Below are 25,980 nucleotides of genomic sequence, written 5' to 3' on the forward strand. Positions count from 1 at the left end.
CTGTCCTACCGTTCTTTGCTGTGGAGTGATCTGGCCGGCCGCTCAGGACCGGCCCGGAAATTAGAGCTTGTTGTCCGGCCGCCAGCGGTCGAAGCGCCGCTCGATCATCCTGAGGATGTTGGTGAGAACGACGCCGGCCGCGGCAATCAGGATGATGCCGAACATGACCCGGTCGGTCTGGAATGTGGCGCCGGCGACGGAAATGAGATAGCCGACGCCCGCCTGTGCCGAGTACATCTCGCCCACCACGATGCCGATCAGCGCGTGGCCGAGACCGAGGCGCAGGCCTGTCAACAGAAAGGGAACGGCCGCCGGGAAGGCAACTGTCAGGAACATCTGCCTGTCGTTCGCGCCGAAGGACCGAGCCACCTTGATATAGTCGCGCTCGACGGTCTGGACGCCGGCGGTCGTATTGATGAGGATCGGGAACACGGCGCTCAGGAAGATGATCGCGAATTTCGAGCCGAGGCCGATGCCGAACCAGATCATGATCAGCGGCAGCAGCGCAATGCGCGGCGTCGCGTAGAGCGCCGAAATGATCGGATCGAACGCGGCGTCGAAGCGACGGTACCAGCCCATCAGGATGCCGAGCGGCACGCCGACGATGATCGCCAGCCCATAGCCGACGATCAGTTCCAGTCCGCTGATGGCGAGGTGCGGATAGATGCTGCCGTCGGCGAACATCGCATAGCCGGTTGCAATGATCCGGCTCGGTGAACTGGTGAAAAGCGGATTGACCAGGTCGAGGCGGACGACTCCCTCCCAGAGCAGGAGCGCCACGATCATCGTGAAGCCGCCGAGCAAGGCGTTCTCATGGCGCACCAGGAAATCGTAGACGGCGAATTCCGACTTGCGCTGTCTTGGGACTTCTTGTTCTTCGGTAACGGACGTCATCTCTCGCTCCCTTAATGCACGCGCAGAAGGCCCATGCGGGCACTTTCTTCTTCGATCAGCCGCCAGATATGGCGAAAGATCTCCATGAAGCGCGGCGTATGCTTCAGATCGAGCGTGCGCTCCTTCGGCAGATCGATCTCGACGATTTCCTTCACCTTCGCCGGGCGCGCCGAAAACACGATGACGCGATTGGAAAGGAAGATCGCCTCGTCGATCTGGTGGGTAATGAACAGGCCCGTCTTCTGGGCCCGGTCGAGAATGCGCAGCAGTTCGAACTGCATGAATTCACGCGTCTGCGCGTCGAGCGCGGCGAAGGGTTCGTCGAGCAGCAGCAGTTCCGGATCGACGGCGAGCGCCCTCGCGATGTTGACGCGCTGGCGCATGCCGCCCGACAGTTCGCTCGGATAACTGTCCTCGAAGCCGGCGAGCCCGACGAGTTCGACGAACTTGCGTGCACGGGCGGCGATCTCCTGCTTGCTCAAGATCTTCTGGATCTCCAGGCCGTAGGCGACGTTGCGCTGGACGGTGCGCCACGGAAACAGTGAATCCTGCTGGAAGACGAGGCCGCGATCCGGCCCCGGTTTGGTCACCTCCCGCTCGTCGATGAGGATCCTGCCGCCGTCGATCGAGACGAGGCCGTCAACGGCGGCGAGAAAGGTCGATTTCCCGCAGCCGCTCGGGCCGACGATGCTGACGAGTTCACCCTCGTTGACGCTGAAGTCGATGCCGTCGAGTACGCTCAGATCGCGCTTGGTGCGATCATTGTAATAATTCAGTTTGACGCTATCGGCCTTCAGCTTGACCGGCGTTGCCTGCAACATGGGTGTCTCCTCCCGCCTTGTCCGCAGTTTCAGTCGAGCGCCTTGAAGAAGCCTTCGCTGTCAAGCGCATCGAGCGTGCTTGTGTCGACTATCGATTCCGGCTTCACCGAGGCCGCAGCCGGCAGCGTTTTCGAAAACTCCGCCAGGACGGCCGCCACACCCGGCATCGAGGGGCGCAGATCCTGCGGGTACACCTTCTCCGAATAGAAGCGGAACGCCTGTTCGACCGACGGTCCCTTCTCAAGCTTCAGGAACGACGCCGTCACCTCCATCGCGTCCTGCGGATTGGCACGGAAACCGTGCAGGCCCTCGCCCATCGCCATGAAGAAGCGCTTCACGACATCGGGATGTCCGGAAAGGTAGTTCCGCGACGTCACATAGGCGGTGTTCGGGTAATCCTTGACGATCTCTGTCACATCGACGAGCATCTTCGATCCGGCATCGACTATTTCCTGGGTGCGCGGATATTGCGACATCAGCCCCTGGACCTGATGGCTTTCATAGGCAGCCGCCCGCGTTCCCTCGCCGCCGAGTTGGAGAATGTTGACATCCGTTGCCTCGAGGCCGAGGGACTTCAGCGCAAACTTGAGGGCGGTGTCGGTCGAGGATCCGAACTTGCTGATGGCGATGCTCTTGCCGCGCAGCTGATCGGCACTCTGGATCGAGGCATCGACGACAAGCTGGAACGGCAGTTTGTTGGCCATGCTGCCGATGATGACGACATCGGCGCCGGCAACGGCTGCCGAGATCGACGGGGTGTAGCCGTTCTGGGCGATATCGATCGAGCCGCCGACGAGTGCCTGGGTGAGCACCGAGCCGCCCTCGACATAGACGAGGTTGACGTCGAGGCCGTGTTTCTTGAACAGGCCCTTGGCAAGCGTGTACTGGATCGGCGCGCTCGTCATGGTGAAGCCGTCATAGGCGACATTCACCGTGGTCAGGGCTTCGTCTGCCCTTGCCGGCGACAGGGCACCGGCAATGAGGCCCAACCCCGCTGCAAAAACTGTCTTCAATAGATTTTTCATGCTCTCCTCCCACGGTTGGTTCGCCCTCACCCGGCTCTCCTCCGAGCTCTGGATGAGGGTGACTGGATTCAGCTAAGCAGGCTCTGCATTCGTTCCCTGTTCATGGACTTCATGAGCTGGTCGACGAGACCGTTGAGCGGCAACGGCAGCTTGACGCTCTGCGCAAGGTCGAGGGCGACGTCCATGTCTTTCTCCGCCCACTTGCCGGTGCTCTTGCCCCAGCGCGACAGCGACCAGTTGGCACCGGAGGAATGCATCAGCGCGGAGACCAGCGTCGGCACGTCGGCGCCGAGCTGCTTAGCGAGGCTGAGCGCTTCAAAGTTAGCGCAAATGCATGCCCAAAGCAGCATGTTGTTGGCGGTTTTGGCGATCTGGCCGGTGCCGCTCGGTCCGATATGCAGGATATTGCTGCCGAAGGCCGAGAGCACGGGATGCGCCTTCTCAAGCCATTTCGCCTCGCCGCCGACGAAGACCGTCAGCGTGCCGTTGTCGGCCGCTTCCTGGCCGAGCACCACCGGCGTGTCGAGAACGCCGACGCCCTTCTCGGCCGCCTCGCGCTCAAGCTGCCGACAGGTGTCGGGCGCAATCGAGCTCGCGATGCAGATCACAGATCCCGGCGCGAGCGAAGCGAGAAGTCCGCCATTGCCGATCACGTCGATGACCTGCTTATCGGTCTGCACCATGACGACGACGACCTCGGCGCCGCTGCCGACCGCGGCGATATCCGCCTTGGTCGGAATGCCGATCGCCTGAGACTTGGCCGTGGCTTCTGCCGAAACGTCATAGCCGGCAACGATGAAGCCCTTCTCCTTCAGGTGCCGGGCCATCTGGTAACCCATCGCACCCAAGCCGATCACGCCGGCCGTCGGTTTCGTGTTCACAATTCCATCCATAGTTTTCCTCCTGATCTCGCTTCAAGCCGCCCCGGCTTTCGAGCGCGCCGCTCGCAGTCTCTGCGTCGCCTCCTCGTCGAGGCTCGGACCCTTCGGCCCGGCCACCAACACCACGCCATAGTCGCGTCCGGCCGCCTCAACGGAGACATATCCTTCCCTGACGTCGGCAAGCACCGATACCGGATCGCGCGTCAGCGGATCGCCGTAGCCACCGCCCCCCGGCGTTTCGAGTTCGAACACGTCGCCGGCCTTGAGCGGATAGTCGGCGTAGCGCGAAGGCAGGCGCTTCCACCCGTCTCCATCCGGATTGATCCGGATGTCGCCCGTCCGTCCCGGCAGGCCGTCTGCATAGCCTTCTGCGGGGATGACGTGCTTGGTCGAGCGGATCGAGAAGCGCGCCTCGGTGAGGTTCAGATATTTGCGCCGGATGCCGAGCCCACCGCGAAACTTGCCGGCCCCGCCCGAGTCGCGGATCAGTTCGAAGGCAAGCAACCGGGTCGGAAATTCGCTCTCGATGATCTCCACCGGCGCGATCTTGGCGTTGCTCTGGTTGACCGTCGTTCCCGAGGCCCCGTCGCGTGTCGAGCGTGCGCCCGCTCCGCCACCGACGATCTCGTATTGCACGTAGCTGCTGCCGGTATTCGTCCCGCGGCCACCGAGGATGATCGACCGGCTGCCGCAGCCGTCGGCCCGCGATCGTTCCGGCACCACCTGCCCCAGCGCCGCAAAAATCGCGTCGACGACGGCATGCACCGTTGGATTGTAGGTGTTCACCGGCGCCGGATAACGCGGGTTCAGCACGCTTGAGGGCCGCGTTTCGACCGTGAAGGAGCGCAGAATACCGCTTGTGATGAAGATGTTCGGATCGACCAGCGAGATCAGCGCGTAGGCGCAGGCCGCCTGGACGAGCGGCGGGCGGATGTTCGCCGGTCCCCGCGTCTGATCGGCCGAGGCGGTGAAGTCGAAGCGGATGGCGTCACCCGCCTTTTCCACGCGGACGTGGATGCGCACCGGCTTGGATAATTCGACGCCGTCGTCGTCGACATAGCGTTCGGCCTCGAAGACGCCGTCCTTCCAGGTCTTGATGATCGCCCGCATCCGCCGCTCGGCGATGCCGCCCAGCTCATCGAAGGCGGCGACGCACTTGGCGAGGCCGAACTTTTCCAGAAGGGTGGCAAGCCGACGCTCGCCGAGGCGCGCGGAGCCCAGCTGGCCGCGAATGTCGCCAAGCACCAGTTCCGGCGTGCGACTGTTGGCGGCGATGATCCTCTCGACGTCGCCAAAGGGCAGGTAATTGCGCTGGTAGCGCACCGGCGGCAATTGCAGACCCTCGTTGAAGACTTCGCGCGCCTGGCCTGAGCAGCTTCCCGGGACCGGGCCGCCGATATCGCCCTTGTGCGCAATGCTGGCGCAGAAGGCGACCAAGGCGTCGTCGAAGAAGAGCGGCGTGATCACCGCCATGTCCGGCGCGTGTGGGCTGCCGCCCTCGTAAGGATCGTTGATGAGGAATGCGTCGCCGGGCGCGATGTCCCCGGAAAACGCCCGCAGCACCGCCTGCGTGCAGGCTGGGAAAGCGCCGATATGCAACGGCAGCACCACGTGCTGCGCGATGACCGCCGCGTTGGCGTCGAGCAGCGCGCAGGAGGCATCCTGCGATTCCCGGATGATGGTGGAAAAGCCGGTGCGGAACAGCGAGTTCTGCATTTCCTGCACGATGCCGCCGAGGCTCGCGCGGATCACTTCAAGTTCGATGGCAGTGGGCCTGCCAAGCGAAGCGCTACGCTGCAGCATCACGCGACCTCCGTTACGATGAGATTCTTGAATTCGTCGATCCGAACCTGCTGACCCGGCAGGATGACGGTCGTGCAGTCGAACTGTTCCACGACGGCCGGCCCGGCTAAGACGAGCCCGACGTCGAGGCGCTCGCGCTGGTAGACGGCGCAGTCGAGGTTTTCGCCGTCAAAGCGGACCGGACGGCGGCCGAGAAAGGCATCGGTAAGCTTTCCGCCGCTCGGCTGGTAGCGCTTGGCATTGACCGGCGGCACCAGACCGACGGCCTTCACCCGGTAGGAGACGATCTCCACGGATTCGCCCGACGCCTTGTGGCCGAACATCACCTCGTGCTCGGCATCGAACGCGCTGCGCACGGCATCGACATCCGTTGCATCTGCAAGCGCGCCAATCTGGACGGTCAGCTCGTATCCCTGCCCGGCATAGCGAAGATCGAGAGCCCGCTCGATGCGGATGCGGTCTGCCGGGAAGCCTTCCTCGGCGAGATCGGCAAGCCCCTGCGCTTCCATGCCGGCGAATATCGCGTTGAGTTCGCTCGCGGACGCTCCATCAAGCGGCGTCAGGCGCGAACGCACATAGTCGTGCGTGACATCCGACATCACCAGGCCCATGGCCGAGAAGACCCCGGCATGCAGCGGCACGACGAGACCGGCCATGCCGAGCTCACGGGCGATGCGGGCGGCATGCAGCGGACCGGCGCCGCCGAAGGGCAGCAGCATGAAATCGCGCAGGTCGTGGCCGCGCATCGTCGAGATGGCCTTGATCGCCTCCTCCATCTTGACGTTGATGATCCGGACGATGCCTTCCGCCGCTTCCAGCACATCCATGCCGAGCGGAGCCGCCACATGGGTTTCGACGGCCAGGCGCGCTTTCCGCGCGTCGAGACGCATCTTGCCGCCGAGGAAGTTTTCTTCCGAAAGATAGCCGAGCAGCAGGTTGCAATCGGTGATCGTCGGCTTGGTGCCGCCGCGGCTGTAGCAAGCAGGACCCGGAATAGCGCCGGCGCTTTCCGGCCCGACCTGGAGGACGCCGAAACGGTCGACTTCGGCGATCGTGCCGCCGCCGGCGCTGACCGTGTTGATGTCCATCATCGGCATGGCGATGTCGCGGCCCTCGACCTTGCCGCGGTTGGCGATCACCGGCGCGCCGTTCTTGATCAGTGCCACGTCGCAGGAGGTGCCGCCCATGTCGAAGGTGACGATGTCGTGGTAGCCGGTCGAGCGCGCCATCGCGACGCTCGCGGTCACCCCGCCTGCGGGACCGGAAAGCACGGTGGTGACACCTTTCCTCGCCGTCGCCTCGAAGGTCGCCATGCCCCCGTTCGACTGCATGATGTATTTCTGCGGTGTCTTCACGCCCGCCGCTTCCAGCCGATCGGCGAGCCGGGCAATGTAGCGGGCGAGGACCGGCTGCAGGTAGGCGTTGATCACTGTCGTGCTCAGCCGGTGGTACTCGCGGATCTGCGGCACGATTTCCGACGAAAGCGAAACCTCGCAGCCCGGCAGTTCCTCGCGGACAATCTCGCGGATCCGTTCCTCGTGGCGCGGGTAGAGGAAGGAGAAGAGCAGGCAGACGGCGACGGATTCGACGCCCTGGCCGCGGAGTTCGGCAAGCGTCTCGCGAAGCGCGGCTTCGTCGAGCTCGGCAAGCACGCTCCCGTCATGGACGACCCGCTCTGATACTTCGCCGGTCAGCGACGGCAGCACGATCGGAGCAGGTTTTTCATAGAGGATATCGAAGATCGCCGGCCCATGCGGACGCGCCTGTTCGCCGACTTCGTAGATACCGCGAAAACCTTTGGTCACCAGGAGCCCGGTCTTCGCCCCCTTGCCTTCCAGAAGCGCGTTGGTCCCGACCGTCGTGCCATGGCAGAAATAGCTCACGTCGTCCGGGCGCACGCCGCGCTCCAGGAGAATATCGATCCCGGACAGGATTGCCCGCGACGGGTCGTCCGGCGTCGATGGCACTTTGGAAATCGACGTCTCTCCCGTCGTTTCGTCGAGATAGACGAAGTCCGAAAACGTCCCGCCGGTGTCGACGGTCACGCGATAGCCTCCCATGCGGCAGCCTCCCAAAATGCGCTCCAAACGGCCCTATATTTCGGCCGGCCGGCGTTCTCTCCTGACCGCGCCGGACTTGATATAAGGCAAGCCTAGTGGCGCGAAGACGGGCTGTCCAAGACCGTTGAAAGCGGCGAGCTATAAGTTTTTCGCTATGGCTGGATGATGTCGCAGGGCGTCAGGAAGACGCCCCGGCGATCTCGAAACGCGGATCGACGATGATCGCGTAAGGGGCCGAGGCGCGGCAGATGTGACGAACCACGTCCTGCAGGAACGGTCCGATGAGTTCGTCTTCCAGAAGCGAGCGCTCCTCGCGCCGGCTCACCATGTAAAGCGTGCGGCTCGGCACGGGGCGCTCTATCCTGCGGATGGCGAAAATGCCACGGCTGACGCCGTCGGCGACGCTGCCATAGGGTAGAAGGCTGGCGCCGCCCTCGGCGATCCGCGCCCGGATCGCCGGCACCGACTGCATGTCCGAAACGATGTGTGGTTCGAGCGACAGATGCTGGGCCATGCGGCGGACGAGCGTGACGATGCCGCGCTCGCCGGCAAAGAAGAGTTCTTGGGAAAGAGCCTCGGCAAAGGTGATGGGGCTGTCGTCCGGCGCATTGGCGCGCGCGGTCACGAACAGCAGCTCGTCCTCGATCACCGCCTCGCGTACCAGGCCCGGACGCCCCTCGACGTCGTAGGCGAAAGCAAGGTCGATCTCCTTGCGCTCGAGGGCGGCGATCAGCGCGAAGCTCAGTTCCTCGACCAGCTTCAGCGATGTCGCCGGCAGCTTCGTCCCCGCCGCGATCAACACGTCGGCCCCGACAAGGCGCATATGGCTCGGCGTCAGGCCGATGACGAATGGCCGCGGAGCCGGGCTGCCGGCGGCGGAGCGAACATCCTCGAGCGTCCGCTCCAGGAATCGCTCGAGTTCGTTGTAGCGCTCGTACAGCACCTCGCCGGCCTTCGTCGGCACGACGCCGCGCGAATGCCGCTCGAACAGGCTGACGCCGATCTCGCGTTCGAGGTCGCGAATCTGAATGCTGATCGCGGTCTGGGCGAGCTTGAGCCGGGCGGCGGCATGCGACATGCCGCCGGTTTTGACCACCATCGCGAAATAGCGCAGCTGCCGAAGGTTTATGGCTGAGCCTCCCCATGTCGAGGCGGCAGGACACCGCCGATCAGGTTGCCGTAGGGTCCCATCCTCTCGGCGAGCCGGCCGATCATCTTGTCGAGAAAGGCGAGCAGCGCCGTCTCGTGAACGAAAGACGGAGCATCCGACATGCGGTTGAGGCAGAGCGTGCGCTTGATGGCCGGCTGGCGGATCGGGCAGGCGACGATCAGCCCCTGCTGGATTTCCTCCGCCACCACTCCATAGGGCACCACGCTGGTAGCCGCTCCGCGCGCGACCAGCGTCTTGATCGCCGGCATCGACTGCACCTCGAAGGCGACGTTCACCGGAAGCCCCTGCCGGCCGGCGAGGTCGTGGATCAACCGCCAGACGATATCGCGGTCGCTGACGAGCGCGAGCTCGGTGCGGATCGCCTCCTCGAAGGAGATCGTTTCTCCGAGCACACGGGACCCGGTCCCGGCGACGAAGAGCAATTCCTCCTCGATAAGCGCGGTCGCCGCGAGCCCGGGACGGTTCTCGAACTCATAGGCGAGCGCAATGTCGAGTTCGCCGCGCAGCAGCGCGTCGATCAGGATGAAGCTCAATTCCTCGACGACGCGGAACGAAACTGCCGGGATCTCGTCGCGGGCGGCAAGGAGCAGTTCCGGCCCGATCAGGGCCTGGATGCTGGGCGTGACGCCGAGATTGACGACCTCTCGCCGCGCCGCCCCATGCGCCATCACCTCCCGGCGCGCCTCCTCGACGGAACTGAGGATGGCGAGCGCATGCCGGTGCAGAACTTCCCCCGGCTCGGTCAGCGAAATGCCGCGCGAATGGCGAACCAGAAGCCGGACGCCGAGCGATTCCTCCAGATGCCTGATCTGCTGGCCGAGCGCCGTCTGCGCGACATTCATGCTCTCCGACGCCCGGGTGATATTCCCGGTCTCGACCACCTTCACGAAATAACGAAGCTGCCTGAGATTAATGGTCTCCTCCCAATTCCGCGGACCGCGGGAATGGTATCGCTCGCGGCGCCGAGCGCGCAATGGTATTTCGCTTTTAGGTTCAGCTTACCATCATGCCCGGTCAAGCCTGCAGCCGGTGTCATGCGGCGAAGATGCGGAGCTGTTTGCTCCGGTCAGCGTTGGGTGGTTTCTACAATGATCTCAAAGAAAATGGTGGGCCCGGAGGGTAAAAAGAGAGTTGGAAAACAACGGGTTACCGAAAGGTTAGCCAATCAAGTTGCCCTAACGTTCTCGATGTTTGGCGAATCTTCGGGCCGCTGCGCACCAGCAGGAACGCCAATCTCATGTCACTTAGGAACTGCAGATTTGGCGATATCGAGCACCAAACCGTTTATTCCGTAGTAAACCATCGCAGTGTTGGCTAGTGCGAACGCATATAATAGCCGCTTGAACCAAATGTGGTTTGTCGCTCGGCTAAAAACTGATATGGCGCAGAAGCCATAAACAAAGCTCAGAAAGCCATCCAGTGTTTGTGCCTCAGGAAAAAATAAGACGCGGGGCCTTGAGCAAAAGCTAGCCTAACGATCATTCCAATGAAATCAGATAATATTTCTTCAGAATCAAAATTACGCTGCGCATCCTTGGAAAACTCTTCGTCGCTCATCCTATGCAAGTTAAAAATAAGCCTTCTCGAATTAAAATGGTGAAACAGAGCAAAGAGAGACTTCAACCTACGCATATGCCGAACCGAAAAGCAGAAGTTAATCTATTGATCCGGGTTAAACACAGTTTGCAATCATAGTCGAGTGACCAGCGTGGTCTGGTACGGTTGGGTGGGTTCGAGCCGCGGCGGCACTGTAGCAAAAACAATTACTTAGAAGTAAATCGAACTTCCTTGTAGTGCAAACTGGGGTGCAAAACTGGACGGAGTTTGAAGCGGATCGTCGCAGCCGACGAGTCGCCCAAAACTAACGATCAATCGGCCCTTGCAAGCGATGTCAAGTTGTACCAATAGGCTTGCAACTGTTGGTAGGGACTTCATATGAAACGAAACACGATCGGCATCGCACTTGCGATTTGCCTGTTAGCTGCATTCCCGGTACGCGCCGCCGATGGTGCATACGAGGCCTATTCGCAGGGAGACTACGCGACCGCGCTCAGGTTATGGCTCCCGATGGCAGAACGAAACGATCCCGAAGCCCAGTACAGACTGGGCGCCATGTATTTCAACGGTCAAGGGGTCGCCATTGACGAGGCCCAGGGGCTTAAGTGGCTGCGAAAGGCCGCGGATCAGGGATATGCCAATGCCCAGTTTAGCCTCGCTGTGAGATATGCCAACGGCAAAGGTGTCACCAGAGACGGTGCCCGGGCCGCTTCCTGGTTCCGCAAGGCGGCCGACCAGGGACACGTTAAGGCTCAATACAACCTGGCACTAATCTATTACAACGGAAGTGGCGTCCCCAAGGACGAGGGACAAGCAATTGCTTGGGGCCGTAAGGCCGCCGACCAAGGTTATGCGAAAGCTCAAAACAACCTAGGGATCATGTATTACAACGGCGAAGGCGTCCCCAAGGACGAGAAACAGGCACTTTCCTGGTTTCGCAAGAGCGCCGATCAGGGCTTCGCGAGCGCTCAATACAACGTCGGAGTTGCGTACGATGAGGGTAAAGGCGTCCCTGTAGATGACGTCGAAGCAGTCGTCTGGTATCGCAAGGCCGCTGAGCAGGGTGATGCCGGCGCTCAGTACAGCCTTGGCACCATGTATGACGACGGCGCGGGGGTGCCGGAGGACGACGCGCAGGCGGTTACCTGGTACTATGCCGCAGCCGAACAGGGCCTTGCCGATGCGCAATTCGCCCTTGGCAACATGTTCGCCGACGGCAAAGGGGTAGCTCAGGACGACGTTGAGGCTGCCGTTTGGTTCCGCAAAGCAGCTGAGCAAGGTCACCCTGACGCTGATAACAACCTTGGCGTTCTGTACAGACGGAACTTGCACAGACCCGGCCTGTTTATCCGATAACGGCAGTCTGCAAGGCCGCATGTCGCTATGGCCCGCATCACCCGCACGCTTCCGAGACATCCATGAATTTGCTGAAGACTCTCTCGCTAAACCTCGTTGCCCTAATCTTCGCGGGTGCGATAGGGCTCGTCGCGATCTCCCAGGTGGCCTACATGCACGAAATTCCGGTAGGGGCACGCCCAATTGCGCCGTGGGTGAGGGCCGCCTTCGTCACGATCATTGTGGCCGCGGCAGCTCCGAGAACAGGGTTCAGAGCAAGGCTCTCGGTTTTTGCAGGGATTTACCTGGTCGAATTGGCTTTGTCCGTAGTCACCACTGCCGCCGCCATTGAAATAGTCTATTCCTACTTTGACGGGGATGGTGAAGCCGCGAAGCCTTGGACTTATTTTGGCGCGATCACCCCGTTCATCAGTGGCGCCGCGGGGTACTTCACGTTGCGCCAGTTTCGGAGGCCGATTGCCAGAATAGGACCGTGAAGTGCTTCGTGTGGTGCCCCATGCCGGAGAAAGTTAAGCGGGCAAAATCAAACGCTTGAGAGTTTGGGGGACATAAAGGCGGCGCGACGCTTCATTACGTTTTCCGTCGCACATGTCTCACAGGCCGCTGGCATGCACCGGCCGGCAACATGTAGCTTGTGGCGCCCGACGTCCCGCAAGATGGTGGGCCGACGCCGGAGCCACCACGCGGCAGCTCATGGACACGCTTGGACACGACGATATCGAGCATCCGGAGCTCTATAGCCGCAAAGCAGAGCAGCAGCGACTCGCTCGCGATGCCATGCCCGCTGACTAACGATTGGCTAACCCTGATGGCCAACCAGATCGTATCTTATTGATTTTGCAAAGAAAATGGTGGGCCCGGAGGGACTCGAACCCCCAACCAAGCGGTTATGAGCCGCCGGCTCTAACCATTGAGCTACAGGCCCGTGCCGGTCATCTGCCGGTGACCGCGAACCAATGGTAATTCGCGGGTCGCAATGGCTCTAGCGGAAAAGCTATTTGACGACAAGCCATTGCCGTAATGCCTACACAATCGATAAGCAAGAGTTCGGCATAAAACAACCGGAGAGAAATAACCATGATTTCTACACGCATCGCCCGCACGGTTCATGTCGCTGCCATGGCCGCTGCCTTTGCCGGCGCTTTTGCGGCCGCCGCTGTGGCGGATGAGAGCAATGCCAACAAGAGCGGCGGCAACGGGCGTCCCGAAGGGGTCAGGGGCCGGCAGGCGCTGATCAAGGTCTCCGGTGAGGGCCGTGCAACCGCGGCGCCCGACATGGCGATCGTGCAATTGAGCGTCGTCAAGGATGCCAAGAGTGCGCGCGAGGCGCTCGACGCCAACAACAAGGCGATGGCGGAGGTGCTTTCGGCGCTCAAGCAGGGCGGCATTGCCGAGCGCGACCTGCAGACCAGCGGCTTCGCCATCAACCCGCAATACAACTACCCGCAGGGCAACGACGGCACCAACCGGCCGCCGGAGTTGATCGGCTATCAGGTCGTCAACGGTGTCACCGTGCGCGTGCGCGATCTGAGCAATCTCGGCGAGATCCTCGACAAGTCCGTGACCCTCGGCATCAACCAGGGCGGCGGCATCGAATTCACCAAGGACAAGCCCGACGAAGTGATCACCGAGGCCCGCAAGGCGGCGGTTTCCGACGCGATCGTCAAGGCGAAGGTCCTGGCCGAGGCGGCCGGCGTCTCGCTCGGCCGGCTGATCGAGATTTCGGAACAGGCTTCCCGCCCGGAACCGGTTCCGATGGTGCGCAGCATGGCCAAGGAATTCGCTGCCGATGCCGTTCCGATCGCGACCGGCGAAAACGCCTACAACGTCACCGTCAACGTGACCTTCGCCATCGAGCAGTGATGCGTTGGGCCCGGCGCAGAGAAGGAACCCGCGCCGGGCCTCTTTCGCGCGAAGACACAGACAAAGCCCCGGCGAATTGCATCGCGCGGGGCTTTTCGAATCAAAAGCCCCTCACGGTTTCCGTGAGGGGCGCATTTCCGCCGGCCGGGGGAGACGAGACGGAAATCCGGCAGCTTACCAGCGGCCGATCACCGGGCATCCACGCACATTGGCGAAGATGATCGCCTGGCGGTAACCATGGCGGCGACCTTCGACGACGACCTGGCGCCGCGCGACATTGGCGACATGGGCCCGGCGCAGACCGCGGTCACGCGCCTTTTCGACGGCAAGCCACGGGTCGCAACGGCCGCGGCGCTCACCGTCCCAGCGGGGGCGATCCCGGCGCCAGTCGCGATCGTAGTCACGATACTGGACACCCTGCGGCGAGCCAAACTCGAATATCACCGATTGGGCAGAGGCCGTGGTGGCTGCGCCCGCAAGACCGGTCGACCCGATGACAGCAGCAACGGCAAGGTTCACGAGGAATTTTTTCATGACTTTCTCCGAAGGATTCAAAATTGGCGATTACCGCTCTCGACGATTGAGCCAACCATAGTCCGAATAAACTGAACGCTATCGGAACCCTCCGTTCATGCGGTGTTCAGGTTGATGGATCTCGCAGGGACGAAACGGCAAGCAATGCGATTCGCTTCCCGGCCGCGCCCCATTCCTCCGCCCCGGATCCGATCCAAGGAGTAAAACACCCGGACATTCAGCATGTTAAGCGGGAGCAGGCTCAGCCCGCCAGTTCGCGCTCGAAGATGCGGAGATTGCGATAGTGGCTGAGGCGCGTGATGGCGCCGTCCTCGATTTCGAAGATGAAGACGCTCGGAATGGAGTAGCTCTGACCCGAGGCCGCTGGAAAGCCCGACATGGTTTTGCGATAGGTGCCGCGCGCGGTCATGTCGGCGGCGACCCGCTGCCCAAAGGCATCATGCATCAGCACGACATCGCTGAACGTCTCGTCGAAATGGCTGAGATAGCTCATGATCCAGGCCCTCAACGGACCGACGCCCACGGTTCGCTGGCCGGTCAGCGAATCAAGCGCGACATCCTCATCGACGAGCCGGGAAAGCGCATCGAAATCGCGGCTGTTGACGGCCTCGACGAAACGGCTGGCAATGGTCTGGGCGTCTGTCATCGTCTTTCCCGAAGCTGTGGTCACTTAACTCTACCGCAGAATCGCCGGCCGGAGCAGAGCTCAGTTGAGCGCCGATCACGCGCCAAGGTGCAGCACGATTTCGCGCCGATGCGGGCGATCGCGATGCTCGAACAGATAGATCCCCTGCCAGATGCCGAGCGCCATGCGCGCACCACTTACCGGGATGCAGATCGAGACCTGATTGAGCGCCGCCTTGATATGCGCCGGCATATCGTCCGGCCCCTCCTGGGTGTGAACGATCCAGCGCATCGAGGGGTCTGACGACGGCGGCACCAGACGGCGAAAGAATTCGTTGAGATCGCGTTTCACGTCCGGGTCGGCGTTTTCCTGGATGAGCAAGGATGCGGACGTATGACGGACGAATAGGGTGAGAAGCCCCTCCGCGACGCCTGATTGCCGCACGAATTCGGCAGCCGCATCGGTGAACTCGTAGAGCCCCTGTCCACGGGTTGCGATGGTGATGACGGTCTGCGGCATTGCGGCTCTTCCCGTTCGCTACGGCGCGCGTCATATCAGACGCGCAATGGACGCCGTGGCACTTTGAATTGCTGCATGTTTTCATCCTCAAATCGGCTACGATTCAAGGAAACATGCAGTAGCGGCGACAAACTTCTCCTTGAACGAGTGAATTTAGGAAGAATATCCAGCGGTTCAAAATCCGGGACAGCCCGCGCGGGAACGAACGGAGCATCAGGGCCGCATCTTGCCAACCGGCGAAGCGCGGCCCCTGCGCGCTATAGTTCCAGAAACGGCTCGAAGCCACCATAAATCATCCGCTTGCCATCGAAGATAGACTTCCACTCGTCTCCCTGAAGCCGCGGATCGGCTATGACCCTGGCAACGATCGCATCACGATCCTGGCGCGACCGGTAGACGACCCAGGAGAAGACCACCGTCTCGTCGTCCTTCGCCTGCACGGCGCGTGGAAAGGACGTCAATTCTCCATAGGGTACGTCGTCTGCCAGGCACTCGACGTAGTTGAGCGCACCGTGTTCCTTCCAGACGTCGCCCGCCCGGCGTGCGAGCGCCTTGTACTCCTCGACCTTCTCCTTCGGCACCGCGACGAGAAAACCATCAACATAGGGCATCTTCATCTCCTCCTATTGCCTGGACAGGCAAAGGACGATCGAAGCGGAAAGGTTCCGACAGCGGATGATGATTTTTCATCATTCTTGCCGCGTCCGCGAAGAAGAGGCCGTCTTCGCTGGCGTATCTGGGCGAATTGCGCAGAATGCGTAATTGATTGTCGGAATGGCCTCTTCCCGTTCGTCTTTGATCTGTAACGACGATCAAGGGAGAAACGCCATGCAGAAGATCACGCCTTTCCTCTGGTTCGACAACCAGCTTGAAGATGCCATCGAATTCTACACCTCCATCTTCCGCGACGCCCGCGTCAAGGACCTCAAGCGTGGACCGGACGGCAAGGCCTTCACCGCGACCTTCGAGCTCGAAGGCCAGCAGTTCATGGGATTGAACGGCGGACCGCATTTCAAGTTCACCGAGGCTATTTCGTTTTTCGTCCGATGCAGCGACCAGGCGGAGGTCGACTATTACTGGGACCGGTTGATCGAGGGCGGCACGCCGCAGCAATGCGGCTGGCTGAAGGACCGTTACGGCGTTGCCTGGCAGATCATTCCCGACGCGCTCATCCGCCATCTCAATGACGCGGACAGCGCAAAGGCCGGCCCGGTGCAGCAGGCAATGATGGGGATGGTCAAGATCGACGTCGCGGGACTGGACGCCGCCGCAGCCGGGTAGCGTCTCGTTTAACTACCGCAGCCGCGCAGTTGCTGTGCGTAGAGCGTCGCCATGCCAGAGGCACGCTTTGCGCCCGTCTGCGCCGTTTGGCTCCAGTTGCCGCGCGCGTAGCCGCCATGACCGTGGTAGTAGGCGATGTAGAGCCGATAAGGGTCGCTGAGCGCGATGCCGTTCTGCTGGTGGCTTTGATTGTGGTACCAGGCGATGAAGCGGATAGCGTCGGCGAAATCCGTCCGGCGTGCCGTCCAGCGTCCGGTTTCGGACTGATAACGCGCCCAGGTGCCGTCGAGCGCCTGCGAGTATCCATAGGCGGAGGAGACGCGCGTCCAGGGAATGAAGCCGAAGAGCTTGGTGCGCGGCGGCCTCGCGTTGTGCTGGAAACCGGATTCCGTGTAGATCGTCGCCATCAGCACCGGAACGGGCACGCCGTATTCGCGCTCCGCCGCATAGGCGGCCCGACGCCAATTGTTGAAAAGACCGTCTCGCTGCTCGAAAACCGCGCAGGCGTTCCGGGTGTTTTTCGGCACCGTTCCGCAGCCGGCCAGCAACAGGAGGACGACGACAAAAACGCAACGCATCGCGGAACCTCTCGTTTGCGAGAGATTGATAAAGCGTAAATCTTAAGGATCGGTTTTGAGGCGAAGTTGAATGGCCGCCAGAATGACAGCTGTCCTGCCGTTTCTCGTCACGCTTGCCGGCGTTATCTCGTCGGGGATGGCACAGGCCGCCAACGCGCAGGATCTTTACGTCAGCGACGCGATCGTTACCGGAACCGGCGAGGAAAACCGGGAAATCGGTTTCCGCGAATGCCTCGGCGAAGTCTTGGTCAAGGTCTCCGGCGACCAGCGTGTGCTGGCCTCGCCGGCGCTCGCGCCGCTTATTGAACGCGCCGGCAGCTTCGTCGCGTCCTTTGCCTATCGCGATCGGCTGGAGGGTATTCCGATCCACGACGAACAGGGCACGCACGACCGGCCGCATGACCTGACCTGTCATTACGAACCGGCAACGATAGACCGGCTGCTTGACACGCTGGGAAGCAGACCCTGGCCGCAGCCGCGCCCGAGGATTGCCGTGCTTCTCGCCGTCCAGGACCAAAAGCGCGGCTTCATGCTGACGAGCGACGGCGCTGAGAGCCCTTACATGGCGGAGTCGCTCGCCGCCGCGACCGTGCCCCTCGCGCTTGAATCAAGACTGCCGGACCGGAAAACGCTTGCCGCGGAAAAGCTCGAGTTCGGCGTCCTGTCGAGCGAACAGGCGGTGCGGCTGGAACAATTGGCAAAGAAGATCGGTGGCGATGTCGCCTCGCCGGTAAGATTGCCTGGAGCGACGAAGCGCTCGGCTGGATCGCCGAGTGGCAACTGAATAGCGCCGGAAAGACGCACTGGTGGCACGTCCGCGGCGTCAGCTTCGACGAGGCGTTTCGCAATGCGATCCGCGGCGCGGCGCAAATCCTGTCGGGCAACGGCGGGCCTTGATGCAGGCCAATTCATCTCGCCGCGACGGCGTCATCGGTCGCAAGATGAAGTCGCCGCCCTGACGGGCATCGAAGCCGAGATCATCTCACTGTTTCACTGAAAACAATGAGATGATCCAACTCTTTGAAAACGACCCGGTCTAGCCGAGTGTGCCGATCAGTTCACGATAGGCGGCCTCCGGAAATGCCTTCAACGTGCGGGTGCGCACATTGCCATTCATCCCAAGCGTCAACGCAAACCGTGCTGCGACCGCGTCGTCAGGCGCCTCGCAAACTGCGACCATGTCGTATTCGCCCATCGTCAGATAGAAGTCCTTGAAGGAACCGCCCATTTCGGAAAGCACCTTCCTGGCGGCATCCAACCGCTTCGGGGACTCGCGTACATTCTTGATACCCTGCTCGGTCCAATTGAGAAGCACGACATAAGTGGTCATCTCACACCTCCCCACAGAGCATTCCGCTTCCGGATGAAAGCGAACAAAATGCTCTGGATTCAAAGGACTAGCGGGATGGGGAACATGTACGCGGTTTTCCGCCCCGCATCCCGCTCTAACTCGTTCGCGCGCCGATGATGCGTTCATCGCGCGGCGCTCTTGGTTTGCACCCCGCGGTGCGTTTTCCCTGCGTCGCGGGATCGCTGCAAGCCGCAAAGTATAATCCCGTGGTCATGGGCGAACAAGCGCGGCCGGAACAGGGTGCGTCAGCAAAAAGGGGAAAGAAGGGGGCATAAAAAAGCCGGACGCGAGGCCCGGCTTTTTAGACTTTATCTGTTTCGCTTAGCTGTCAAGGAACGAGCGCAGCTTGCGCGAACGGCTCGGATGCTTGAGCTTTCTCAGCGCCTTCGCTTCGATCTGGCGAATACGTTCGCGGGTAACCGAGAACTGCTGGCCGACCTCTTCGAGCGTGTGGTCCGTGTTCATGCCGATGCCGAAACGCATGCGCAGCACGCGCTCTTCGCGCGGCGTCAGAGAAGCGAGAACGCGGGTCGTCGTTTCACGCAGGTTCGCCTGGATGGCGGCGTCGATCGGCAGCAGCGCGTTCTTGTCTTCGATGAAATCGCCGAGGTGTGAATCTTCCTCGTCGCCGACCGGCGTTTCGAGCGAGATCGGCTCCTTGGCGATCTTCAGCACCTTGCGCACCTTCTCGAGCGGCATGGCGAGCTTTTCGGCCAGTTCCTCCGGCGTCGGCTCGCGGCCGATCTCGTGCAGCATCTGGCGCGAGGTACGGACGATCTTGTTGATCGTCTCGATCATGTGCACCGGAATGCGGATCGTGCGGGCCTGATCGGCGATCGAACGGGTGATCGCCTGCCGGATCCACCAGGTGGCATAGGTCGAGAACTTGTAACCGCGGCGGTATTCGAACTTGTCGACCGCCTTCATCAGGCCGATGTTGCCTTCCTGGATGAGATCCAGGAACTGCAGGCCGCGGTTGGTGTACTTCTTGGCGATCGAGATGACGAGACGCAAGTTGGCCTCGACCATTTCCTTCTTGGCGATGCGCGCCTCGCGCTCGCCCTTCTGCACCATCGAGACGATGCGGCGGAACTCGGCGATGGAAATGCCGGTCTCGGTCGCCAGATTCTGGATTTCCTGGCGGATGTCGCGGATCGTCTGGTTCTCGGCCTTGGCAAACTCCTTCCAGCCCTTGCCGGCGAGGTTGCTGATCGACTTCATCCAGTTTGGGTCGAGCTCGGCGCCCGAATACTGCTCCAGGAACGAGTCGCGCTTGACGCCGTAGGATTCGGCAAGACGCAGCAGCCGGCCTTCGTTCTGCATCAGGCGCTTCGAAATGTCGTAAAGCTGCTCGACCAGCGCGTCGATGCGGTTCTGGTTGAGCGACAGCGACTTCACAGCCTTGATCAGCTCATCCTTGAGCTCCTTGTAGCGGCGCTCCTGCGCCGGCGACAGCGTGCCGGTCGCGGCAAGGCGTGCTTCCACCTGCTGGTCCTGCAGCTTGCGGAGCTTCTTGTAGGTCTCGGCGATGATGTCGAGCGTTTCCATCACCTGCGGGCGCAGTTCCGCTTCCATCGCGGCGAGCGAGAGGTTCGATTCGTCATCGTCCTCTTCCTCTTCTTCGGGCGGTTGGCCGTCGCCGCCGACATTGGTGATGTCGTCGTCATTGGAGGCAGCTGCGCGCGTCTTGCGCACCTTTTCCTTCTCTTCGGCCGCCTTGCGGTCAGCCTCGATCTTTTCCGGGCTCTGGAACTGCGGAGCAGCCTTCGCCTCGGGACCGGAATAGGTCGTTTCGAGATCGATGATCTCGCGCAGCAGCGTCTGGCCTTCGTTCAGTTCATCGCGCCAGATGATCAGCGCCTGGAAGGTGAGCGGGCTCTCACAGAGACCGGCAATCATCGTCTCGCGGCCAGCCTCGATGCGCTTGGCGATCGCAATTTCGCCTTCGCGGGAGAGAAGTTCGACCGATCCCATCTCGCGCAGATACATGCGCACCGGATCGTCGGTGCGATCGGTCGGCTCCTTCTTCTTGCCGGTCACAAGCGCGGTGCCGCTCGAGGTGGTGAGTTCGCCGCCCTCGCCATCACCGTCGTCGCCGCTGTCTTCGTCGTCGCCGCCAGCGGCGGCTTCCTCGGCTTCTTCATCCTCGATGACGTTGATGCCCATGTCCGAAAGCATGGCCATCGTGTCTTCGATCTGTTCGGAGGTGACCTCCTCCGACGGCAGGACCGAATTCAGTTCGTCCATCGTCACATAGCCGCGTTTCTTGGCGGCCTTGATCATCTTCTTGACAGCGTCGTCGGAAAGGTCGAGAAGCGGGCCGTCCGGAGCGCCTTCGCGTTCAACGTCTGCTTCTTCGTTTTCTTTCACTTTAGTTGCCATTTATTCGTCGCTTTCCTTGTCGCAACCAGCGTGAGCCTGGTGCCAATGCCGCTTCGGGGTCCGGGCGCCGCGCACCCGCCACCGACTCATTTCCCCTGACGTAACGGGATGAAGTTTAATTCCTGATTAACCACGACAACGATCGCGGTTGAGCGGGCAAGCTTCGACAGTCTTGCCACTGAAACGTCTCTGGCATGATTTTCCTGTCCGCCGTACCGTGTCGCCATTTCTGCTTGAAATGGTGATTCCCAGAATTTTTGATCCCGTCAAGCATTTCCGGTGAAAAACCGCGTAAATCGGCAAAAAACGCTTATTCGCGGGTTTTTGCGCTGTTTATCAGCTTTCGCTCAAGATGTAGGAGCGGTCCAAAAAAAGACAAGGGTGGTGCGGGTTTTCCAAGGCTGAAGTAAGGAAGCCGGCCGCCGGAGCCACCTTCGGCGGGCCTTACAACTGCAGTGCCGCGCGTCTTGTCAGACGCGCAAAGGTCGCTGCAGCACTTTGAATTGCTGCATGTCTTTGTCCTTAAATCGAGGTCGAGGAGACATGCAGTAGATCGAGATCCAATTCGGGTTTACAAACCGAACCGTCGACGTCAGTCAGCGCGAGCTGGCGATCTCTACCAGTCCATCACGACCTTGCCGGAATTTCCGGACCGCATCGCCTCGAATCCCTCGCGAAAATCGTCGATGCCGATCCGGTGCGTGATGACCGGGGACAGATCCAGCCCGCCCTGGACGAAGGCGATCATCTTGTACCAGGTCTCGAACATTTCGCGGCCATAGATGCCCTTCAGGTTGAGCATCTTGAAGATGACCTTGTTCCAGTCGATCTCGAACCCGGCCGGCGCGATGCCGAGGATGGCGATCTTGCCGCCATTGTTCATCTTGTCGATCATGTCGCGGAACGCCGGCGCCGCACCGGACATTTCGAGACCGACGTCGAAACCTTCGGTCATGCCGATCGATCGCATCACGTCGGCGAGGTTTTCCTTGGACGCATCGACGACATAGTCGATACCGACCTTGCGGGCGAGTTCGAGGCGCGTCGGGTTGATGTCGGTGATCACCACCTTGCGCGCGCCCGAGCGCTTGGCGACGAGCGCGCCCATGATGCCGATCGGGCCCGCTCCGGTGACGAGCACGTCCTCGCCAACGAGATCGAAGGAAAGCGCCGTGTGAACGGCATTGCCGAAGGGATCGAAGATGGCGGCGATCTCGTCCGGCACATCGTCAGGGATCGACACGACATTATATTCCGGGATGCAGACGAACTCGCCGAAGGAGCCCGGACGATTGACGCCGACACCGAGCGTGTTGCGGCAGAGGTGCCCCCTGCCCGCCCGGCAATTGCGGCACTTGCCGCAGACGATGTGGCCTTCGCCGGACACGCGTTCACCCACGTGATACTTGGTAACCGCGGAGCCGACTTCGGCGATCTCGCCCATGAACTCATGGCCGACGACCATCGGCACGGGGATGGTCTTCTGCGCCCACTGGTCCCAGTTCCAGATATGAACGTCGGTGCCGCAGATCGCCGACTTCTCCACCCGGATCAAAACGTCGTTGGGCCCCACTTCCGGCACCGGAACGCGCTCCATCCACAGCCCGACTTCCGGCTTCGTCTTGACCAGCGCCTTCATCATGTTCGTCATCGCAGGATCCTCACTCGCCCCTCAACCCAACTCTTTAGATCACGCCCAGTCCGCGACCGACTTCTTCGAAGACAGCGATCGCCCGCCGCACATCCTGTTCGCTGTGCGCGGCCGACATCTGGGTGCGGATGCGCGCCTGCCCCCGTGGCACCACGGGGAAGGAGAAGCCGATGACATAGACGCCCTTCTCCAGCATCCGTGCGGCCATCTCCTGAGCGAGCGCCGCGTCACCGAGCATGACGGGAATGATCGGATGCCCTTCTCCGGCAAGCGTGAAACCGAGCTTCGACATTTCGGCCCGGAACAGCGCCGAATTCGCATAAAGCCGTTCGCGCAGGTGATCGCCGTTCTCGATCAGGTCGAAGACCTTCAGCGAAGCAGCGGCGATCACGGGCGCCAGCGTGTTGGAGAAAAGGTAGGGTCGCGAGCGCTGGCGCAGCCATTCGACGACTTCAGCCTTGGCCGAGGTGTAGCCGCCAGAGGCGCCGCCGAGCGCCTTTCCAAGCGTGCCGGTAATGATATCGACCCGGCCCTCGACGCCGCAATGCTCGGCGGAGCCGCGGCCGTGATTGCCGACGAAACCGACCGCATGGCTGTCGTCGACCATGACCATCGCGCCGTATTTCTCGGCAAGATCGCACACCCCCTTAAGGTTCGCGATGATGCCGTCCATTGAGAAAACACCGTCGGTGGCGATCAGATTGAAGCGGCTGCCTTCGGCCTTCTTCAGCTCCTCCTCGAGCGCCGCCATGTCGTTGTTGGCATAGCGGAAGCGCTTCGCCTTGGAGAGCCGCACGCCGTCGATGATCGAAGCATGGTTCAGCGCATCGGAGATGATCGCGTCTTCCTCACCAAGCAATGTCTCGAACAGCCCGCCATTGGCATCGAAGCAGGAGGAGTAGAGGATCGTGTCTTCCATTCCCAGGAAGGACGAGATGCGCGCTTCGAGCTGCTTGTGCTCTTCCTGCGTGCCGCAGATGAAGCGCACAGAGGCCATGCCGTAGCCGTAGCGATCGAGCGCCCTCTTGCCGGCCTCGGCAAGCTCCTGGTTGTCCGCCAGGCCGAGATAGTTGTTGGCGCAGAAATTCAGCACGCGGTCGCCTGACGCCACCTCGATTTCACCCGCCTGCTTCGAGGTGATGACACGCTCCGACTTGTAGAGGCCGGCTGATTTCAGGCCTTCGAGTTCGGAACGAAGATGGGATAGAAAGGCTGAGGTCATGGTTGGCCACTCGCTGTAAGAAGGATGTTTCGAACCCGGGCATCTCACGTTCGCGCGCCCTGCGGACACACTGACAACTTGGATCTGCACCTACAGCGCCGCGCGTCTTATCAGACGCGCAAAGGACGCCGTAGCACTTTGAATTGCTGCATGTTTTTATCCTTAAATCGGTTAGGATTTAAGGAAACATGCAGTAGGCCCTTGCAAAGCTCGACTTTGAACTTCGGTGGAGCGCTAGACGACTAGCACGACGGGCCGTTTCTTGCAGCAATTTCCAGCGCCTTGGGAAGGCCGGAACGCACCGAGCAATGAAAACGACAGGGGCTTTCGCGCTGGACACCGCCCGTCGACACTTTCTGTCCCACAGCGCGCCTCAGGCGACATTTTCGTTCCTCAGGGCGGGTCGATCAGTGGTGAGGCACCGACTGCGGCGACCTACCCATCGAGGTAGCCGTCGATGACCGCCAGGAATGCCTCGCCGTAGCGTTCGCGCTTGCTCTCGCCGATACCGGGAATATCGAGGAGTTCGTCGAAGTCGCGCGGACGCTGCTTGGCGAGCGCGATCAAGGTCGTGTCCGGGAAGACGACATAGGGCGGCACGTTCAATTCCTTGGCGATCGAGAATCGCTCGGCACGCAGGCGTTCGAAAAGCTCGAGATCAGTGCCGGCAAGATCGGCCCTCTCGCGCTGAGTGCCGGGCTTGGTGGTTCGGGCGGCCTTGCCCGAGGTCGGCCTGTCCTTGCGAAAGAAGACCTGGCGCTCGCGCTTGAAGACGGCGCGCGCCTCCGGCTCGAGCTGAAGCGCCCCGAAGGCGGAATGATCGACCCTGACGAGGCCGGCGGCGAGCAACTGCCGGAACACCGATTGCCACGTGCGCGCCGGCAAATCCTTGCCCGCCCCGAAGACCGGCATATCGATATGGCCGAATCGCTCGGTTTTCTCGTTGATCGTCCCCATGAGCACATCGATCACGTGGCCGGCGCCGAAGCGCTCGCCGGTCCGATAGATGGCCGCGAGCGCCTTGATCGCGGCTTCGGTACCGTCCCAGGTCTCGACCGGCTTCAGGCAGGTGTCGCAATGGCCGCAGCGGCCGGGATGCGCCTCGCCGAAATGCGCCAGGATCGCCTGCCGCCGGCAGCCCGCCGTCTCGCAGATCGCAAGCAGCGCATGGAGCTTCGACCGCTCGATGCGCTTGATCTCCTCCGCAGCAGCGCCCTCGTCGATCATCCTGCGCCGCTGGATGACGTCGGCCATGCCATAGGCCATCCAGACTTCGGAGGGCAGCCCGTCGCGGCCCGCGCGGCCAGTCTCCTGGTAATAGGCTTCGACCGAGCCCGGCAGATCGAGATGGGCGACGTAGCGCACGTCCGGCTTGTCGATGCCCATGCCGAAGGCGACCGTCGCGACGAGGCAAAGGTCTTCCTCCTTCAGGAAGGCATCCTGATGGGCATCTCGCAGGACGCGGTCCATGCCGGCATGATAGGGGAGCGCACGCACACCCAGCGCGTTCAGCCATTCTGCCGTGTCCTCGACCTTGGCGCGCGACAGACAATAGACGATGCCGCTCGAGCCCTTGAAGCGAGAGAGGAATCGAAGAAGCTGCTGGCGCGGCTGATCACGCTCGACGATCTCATAGGCAATGTTCGGCCGGTCGAAGCTGGTCGTGAAGACCTTCGCTCCGGTCAGCGCCAGCCGCTCGATAATGTCGTCGCGCGTATGCGGATCCGCGGTGGCCGTGAGTGCGATGCGCGGCACGCCGGGAAAGCGCGACGCGAGACAGTCGAGGCCGCGATATTCCGGCCGGAAATCATGCCCCCACTGCGAGACGCAATGCGCCTCATCGATCGCGAAGAGCGCAATATCCATATCGCCGATCATCTCGGCGAAGCCGTCGGTGACGGCACGCTCCGGCGTGACATAGAGCAGATCGAGCGCGCCTGTCGAAAGCGCACGACGGACCGCGATCGCCTCGTCGCGGGTCAGTGAGGAATTGAGCGCGGCGGCGCGAATGCCGAGCTGCTTCAGCGCCTCGACCTGGTCGCGCATCAAGGCGATCAACGGAGAGACGACGACGCCAACGCCGCTGCGGCAAAGTGCGGGAATTTGAAAGCAGAGCGATTTGCCCGCCCCCGTCGGAAAGAGCACTACGGCATCCCCACCCGCCACCACATGCTCGACCACCTCCTGCTGCTGACCGCGGAAGACGGAATAGCCGTAGACGCGTTTCAGAATGTCGAGAGGATTGGCGACGCCTTGGCTTTCGAACAGGCGCGCAGCGGAAGCATTGTCGTTGTGAGGCATAGAATCGCTTTCGTCGGGCGGCTGAGTATGGGGTTTGGGCAGGCGCGATGTAAACCGCTTGAGGCTCGCAAGAAGAGCATCGCCTCGCTCGGCAGCTAACGCCCC

Annotated in this window: 23 protein-coding genes, 1 tRNA gene and 1 pseudogene; 6 read left to right on the forward strand and 19 right to left on the reverse strand. The window is 61.7% G+C overall.

Annotated elements, in window-relative coordinates:
• Positions 1-60: 60 nt before the first annotated feature.
• The 8 genes from RB548_RS13080 to RB548_RS13115 form a co-directional block, all read right to left on the reverse strand.
• Complete coding sequence (locus RB548_RS13080; protein ID WP_331371727.1) at positions 61-894, reverse strand: ABC transporter permease; 834 nt, start codon at positions 892-894, stop codon at positions 61-63.
• Between the two features lie 11 nt (positions 895-905).
• Positions 906-1,715, reverse strand: a complete 810-nt coding sequence (locus RB548_RS13085; RefSeq protein WP_331371728.1) for an ABC transporter ATP-binding protein — start codon at positions 1,713-1,715, stop codon at positions 906-908.
• A 29-nt stretch (positions 1,716-1,744) separates the two neighbouring features.
• Complete coding sequence (locus RB548_RS13090; RefSeq protein WP_331371729.1) at positions 1,745-2,740, reverse strand: ABC transporter substrate-binding protein; 996 nt, start codon at positions 2,738-2,740, stop codon at positions 1,745-1,747.
• A gap of 68 nt (positions 2,741-2,808) precedes the next feature.
• Entirely contained in the window at positions 2,809-3,633 is an 825-nt protein-coding gene (locus tag RB548_RS13095; RefSeq protein ID WP_331371730.1) for an NAD(P)-dependent oxidoreductase, read from the reverse strand.
• A 21-nt stretch (positions 3,634-3,654) separates the two neighbouring features.
• Entirely contained in the window at positions 3,655-5,424 is a 1,770-nt protein-coding gene (locus RB548_RS13100; protein ID WP_331371731.1) for a hydantoinase B/oxoprolinase family protein, read from the reverse strand.
• A complete protein-coding gene (locus RB548_RS13105; protein WP_331371732.1) occupies positions 5,424-7,484 on the reverse strand; it encodes a hydantoinase/oxoprolinase family protein in 2,061 nt (686 codons plus the stop codon). The genes RB548_RS13100 and RB548_RS13105 overlap by 1 nt, the downstream gene beginning before the upstream one ends.
• 178 nt (positions 7,485-7,662) lie before the next feature.
• The gene (locus RB548_RS13110) at positions 7,663-8,583 is read right to left on the reverse strand and encodes a LysR family transcriptional regulator (RefSeq protein ID WP_331371733.1); all 921 of its coding nucleotides are present in this window, start codon (positions 8,581-8,583) and stop codon (positions 7,663-7,665) included.
• 26 nt (positions 8,584-8,609) lie between these two features.
• On the reverse strand, positions 8,610-9,542 hold the full coding sequence (locus tag RB548_RS13115; RefSeq protein ID WP_331371734.1) for a LysR family transcriptional regulator: 933 nt from the start codon (positions 9,540-9,542) through the stop codon (positions 8,610-8,612).
• 1,048 nt (positions 9,543-10,590) lie between these two features.
• Here RB548_RS13115 and RB548_RS13120 point away from each other — a divergent pair.
• The 3 genes and pseudogenes from RB548_RS13120 to RB548_RS13130 all read left to right on the forward strand — a co-directional run.
• The gene (locus tag RB548_RS13120) at positions 10,591-11,568 is read left to right on the forward strand and encodes a tetratricopeptide repeat protein (RefSeq protein ID WP_331371735.1); all 978 of its coding nucleotides are present in this window, start codon (positions 10,591-10,593) and stop codon (positions 11,566-11,568) included.
• Positions 11,569-11,630: 62 nt separating this feature from the next.
• Positions 11,631-12,044, forward strand: coding sequence for a hypothetical protein (locus RB548_RS13125; RefSeq protein ID WP_331371736.1), 414 nt, complete (start codon positions 11,631-11,633; stop codon positions 12,042-12,044).
• Positions 12,045-12,231: 187 nt separating this feature from the next.
• Positions 12,232-12,360, forward strand: a pseudogene (locus RB548_RS13130) (tyrosine-type recombinase/integrase); the annotation flags it as partial.
• Between the two features lie 57 nt (positions 12,361-12,417).
• Here the strand turns inward: RB548_RS13130 and RB548_RS13135 are convergent.
• A tRNA-Ile gene (locus tag RB548_RS13135) sits at positions 12,418-12,493 on the reverse strand.
• A gap of 152 nt (positions 12,494-12,645) precedes the next feature.
• Here RB548_RS13135 and RB548_RS13140 point away from each other — a divergent pair.
• Entirely contained in the window at positions 12,646-13,431 is a 786-nt protein-coding gene (locus RB548_RS13140; RefSeq protein WP_331371737.1) for an SIMPL domain-containing protein, read from the forward strand.
• A 174-nt stretch (positions 13,432-13,605) separates the two neighbouring features.
• Here RB548_RS13140 and RB548_RS13145 read toward each other — a convergent pair whose 3' ends face one another.
• From RB548_RS13145 to RB548_RS13160, 4 genes are all read right to left on the reverse strand, one after another.
• Positions 13,606-13,965, reverse strand: coding sequence for a hypothetical protein (locus RB548_RS13145; protein ID WP_331371738.1), 360 nt, complete (start codon positions 13,963-13,965; stop codon positions 13,606-13,608).
• Positions 13,966-14,206: 241 nt separating this feature from the next.
• Positions 14,207-14,611 (reverse strand): ketosteroid isomerase-related protein, encoded by a 405-nt coding sequence (locus tag RB548_RS13150; protein WP_331371739.1) that lies wholly within the window; start codon positions 14,609-14,611, stop codon positions 14,207-14,209.
• Between the two features lie 75 nt (positions 14,612-14,686).
• Complete coding sequence (locus RB548_RS13155) at positions 14,687-15,109, reverse strand: secondary thiamine-phosphate synthase enzyme YjbQ (protein WP_331371740.1); 423 nt, start codon at positions 15,107-15,109, stop codon at positions 14,687-14,689.
• Positions 15,110-15,366: 257 nt separating this feature from the next.
• On the reverse strand, positions 15,367-15,720 hold the full coding sequence (locus tag RB548_RS13160; protein ID WP_331371741.1) for a DUF1428 domain-containing protein: 354 nt from the start codon (positions 15,718-15,720) through the stop codon (positions 15,367-15,369).
• A gap of 217 nt (positions 15,721-15,937) precedes the next feature.
• On the opposite strand from RB548_RS13160, the gene RB548_RS13165 reads away from it, so the two are divergent.
• Positions 15,938-16,390: a VOC family protein gene (locus RB548_RS13165; protein WP_331371742.1), complete on the forward strand. Its 453-nt coding sequence runs from the start codon at positions 15,938-15,940 to the stop codon at positions 16,388-16,390.
• Positions 16,391-16,398: 8 nt separating this feature from the next.
• Here RB548_RS13165 and RB548_RS13170 read toward each other — a convergent pair whose 3' ends face one another.
• Positions 16,399-16,968 (reverse strand): transglycosylase SLT domain-containing protein, encoded by a 570-nt coding sequence (locus tag RB548_RS13170; RefSeq protein WP_331371743.1) that lies wholly within the window; start codon positions 16,966-16,968, stop codon positions 16,399-16,401.
• A gap of 70 nt (positions 16,969-17,038) precedes the next feature.
• Between RB548_RS13170 and RB548_RS13175 the strand changes: the two genes are divergently transcribed.
• Positions 17,039-17,752: a DUF2066 domain-containing protein gene (locus RB548_RS13175; RefSeq protein WP_331371744.1), complete on the forward strand. Its 714-nt coding sequence runs from the start codon at positions 17,039-17,041 to the stop codon at positions 17,750-17,752.
• A gap of 252 nt (positions 17,753-18,004) precedes the next feature.
• On the opposite strand, the gene RB548_RS13180 is transcribed toward RB548_RS13175, so the two are convergent.
• From RB548_RS13180 to recQ, 5 genes are all read right to left on the reverse strand, one after another.
• Positions 18,005-18,298 carry a GYD domain-containing protein gene (locus RB548_RS13180; protein ID WP_225106605.1) on the reverse strand — a complete coding sequence of 98 codons (294 nt, stop codon included), beginning with the start codon at positions 18,296-18,298 and terminating at the stop codon, positions 18,005-18,007.
• A 342-nt stretch (positions 18,299-18,640) separates the two neighbouring features.
• Entirely contained in the window at positions 18,641-20,701 is a 2,061-nt protein-coding gene (gene rpoD, locus RB548_RS13185; RefSeq protein ID WP_331371745.1) for an RNA polymerase sigma factor RpoD, read from the reverse strand.
• 616 nt (positions 20,702-21,317) lie between these two features.
• Positions 21,318-22,352, reverse strand: coding sequence for an L-threonine 3-dehydrogenase (gene tdh / locus RB548_RS13190; RefSeq protein ID WP_331371746.1), 1,035 nt, complete (start codon positions 22,350-22,352; stop codon positions 21,318-21,320).
• Positions 22,353-22,386: 34 nt separating this feature from the next.
• Positions 22,387-23,574 (reverse strand): glycine C-acetyltransferase, encoded by a 1,188-nt coding sequence (locus RB548_RS13195; protein ID WP_331371747.1) that lies wholly within the window; start codon positions 23,572-23,574, stop codon positions 22,387-22,389.
• A 435-nt stretch (positions 23,575-24,009) separates the two neighbouring features.
• Complete coding sequence (recQ, locus tag RB548_RS13200) at positions 24,010-25,875, reverse strand: DNA helicase RecQ (RefSeq protein ID WP_331371748.1); 1,866 nt, start codon at positions 25,873-25,875, stop codon at positions 24,010-24,012.
• Positions 25,876-25,980 lie beyond the last annotated feature (105 nt).

It is taken from the genome of Sinorhizobium chiapasense (assembly GCF_036488675.1).
Lineage (GTDB): Bacteria > Pseudomonadota > Alphaproteobacteria > Rhizobiales > Rhizobiaceae > Sinorhizobium > Sinorhizobium chiapasense.

Bases quoted from the DNA above. Each gene is read 5' to 3' on its own strand.
- RB548_RS13145 (WP_331371738.1), bottom strand. From the start codon at position 13,965: ATGAAAAAATTCCTCGTGAACCTTGCCGTTGCTGCTGTCATCGGGTCG.
- RB548_RS13080 (WP_331371727.1), bottom strand. From the start codon at position 894: ATGACGTCCGTTACCGAAGAACAAGAAGTCCCAAGACAGCGCAAGTCG.
- RB548_RS13085 (WP_331371728.1), bottom strand. From the start codon at position 1,715: ATGTTGCAGGCAACGCCGGTCAAGCTGAAGGCCGATAGCGTCAAACTG.
- RB548_RS13180 (WP_225106605.1), bottom strand. From the start codon at position 18,298: ATGACCACTTATGTCGTGCTTCTCAATTGGACCGAGCAGGGTATCAAG.
- RB548_RS13150 (WP_331371739.1), bottom strand. From the start codon at position 14,611: ATGACAGACGCCCAGACCATTGCCAGCCGTTTCGTCGAGGCCGTCAAC.
- RB548_RS13100 (WP_331371731.1), bottom strand. From the start codon at position 5,424: ATGCTGCAGCGTAGCGCTTCGCTTGGCAGGCCCACTGCCATCGAACTT.
- RB548_RS13110 (WP_331371733.1), bottom strand. From the start codon at position 8,583: ATGGTGGTCAAAACCGGCGGCATGTCGCATGCCGCCGCCCGGCTCAAG.
- RB548_RS13125 (WP_331371736.1), top strand. From the start codon at position 11,631: ATGAATTTGCTGAAGACTCTCTCGCTAAACCTCGTTGCCCTAATCTTC.
- RB548_RS13120 (WP_331371735.1), top strand. From the start codon at position 10,591: ATGAAACGAAACACGATCGGCATCGCACTTGCGATTTGCCTGTTAGCT.
- rpoD (WP_331371745.1), bottom strand. From the start codon at position 20,701: ATGGCAACTAAAGTGAAAGAAAACGAAGAAGCAGACGTTGAACGCGAA.
- tdh (WP_331371746.1), bottom strand. From the start codon at position 22,352: ATGACGAACATGATGAAGGCGCTGGTCAAGACGAAGCCGGAAGTCGGG.
- RB548_RS13170 (WP_331371743.1), bottom strand. From the start codon at position 16,968: ATGCGTTGCGTTTTTGTCGTCGTCCTCCTGTTGCTGGCCGGCTGCGGA.
- RB548_RS13105 (WP_331371732.1), bottom strand. From the start codon at position 7,484: ATGGGAGGCTATCGCGTGACCGTCGACACCGGCGGGACGTTTTCGGAC.
- RB548_RS13155 (WP_331371740.1), bottom strand. From the start codon at position 15,109: ATGCCGCAGACCGTCATCACCATCGCAACCCGTGGACAGGGGCTCTAC.
- RB548_RS13160 (WP_331371741.1), bottom strand. From the start codon at position 15,720: ATGCCCTATGTTGATGGTTTTCTCGTCGCGGTGCCGAAGGAGAAGGTC.
- RB548_RS13165 (WP_331371742.1), top strand. From the start codon at position 15,938: ATGCAGAAGATCACGCCTTTCCTCTGGTTCGACAACCAGCTTGAAGAT.
- RB548_RS13140 (WP_331371737.1), top strand. From the start codon at position 12,646: ATGATTTCTACACGCATCGCCCGCACGGTTCATGTCGCTGCCATGGCC.
- RB548_RS13095 (WP_331371730.1), bottom strand. From the start codon at position 3,633: ATGGATGGAATTGTGAACACGAAACCGACGGCCGGCGTGATCGGCTTG.
- RB548_RS13175 (WP_331371744.1), top strand. From the start codon at position 17,039: ATGGCCGCCAGAATGACAGCTGTCCTGCCGTTTCTCGTCACGCTTGCC.
- recQ (WP_331371748.1), bottom strand. From the start codon at position 25,875: ATGCCTCACAACGACAATGCTTCCGCTGCGCGCCTGTTCGAAAGCCAA.
- RB548_RS13195 (WP_331371747.1), bottom strand. From the start codon at position 23,574: ATGACCTCAGCCTTTCTATCCCATCTTCGTTCCGAACTCGAAGGCCTG.
- RB548_RS13090 (WP_331371729.1), bottom strand. From the start codon at position 2,740: ATGAAAAATCTATTGAAGACAGTTTTTGCAGCGGGGTTGGGCCTCATT.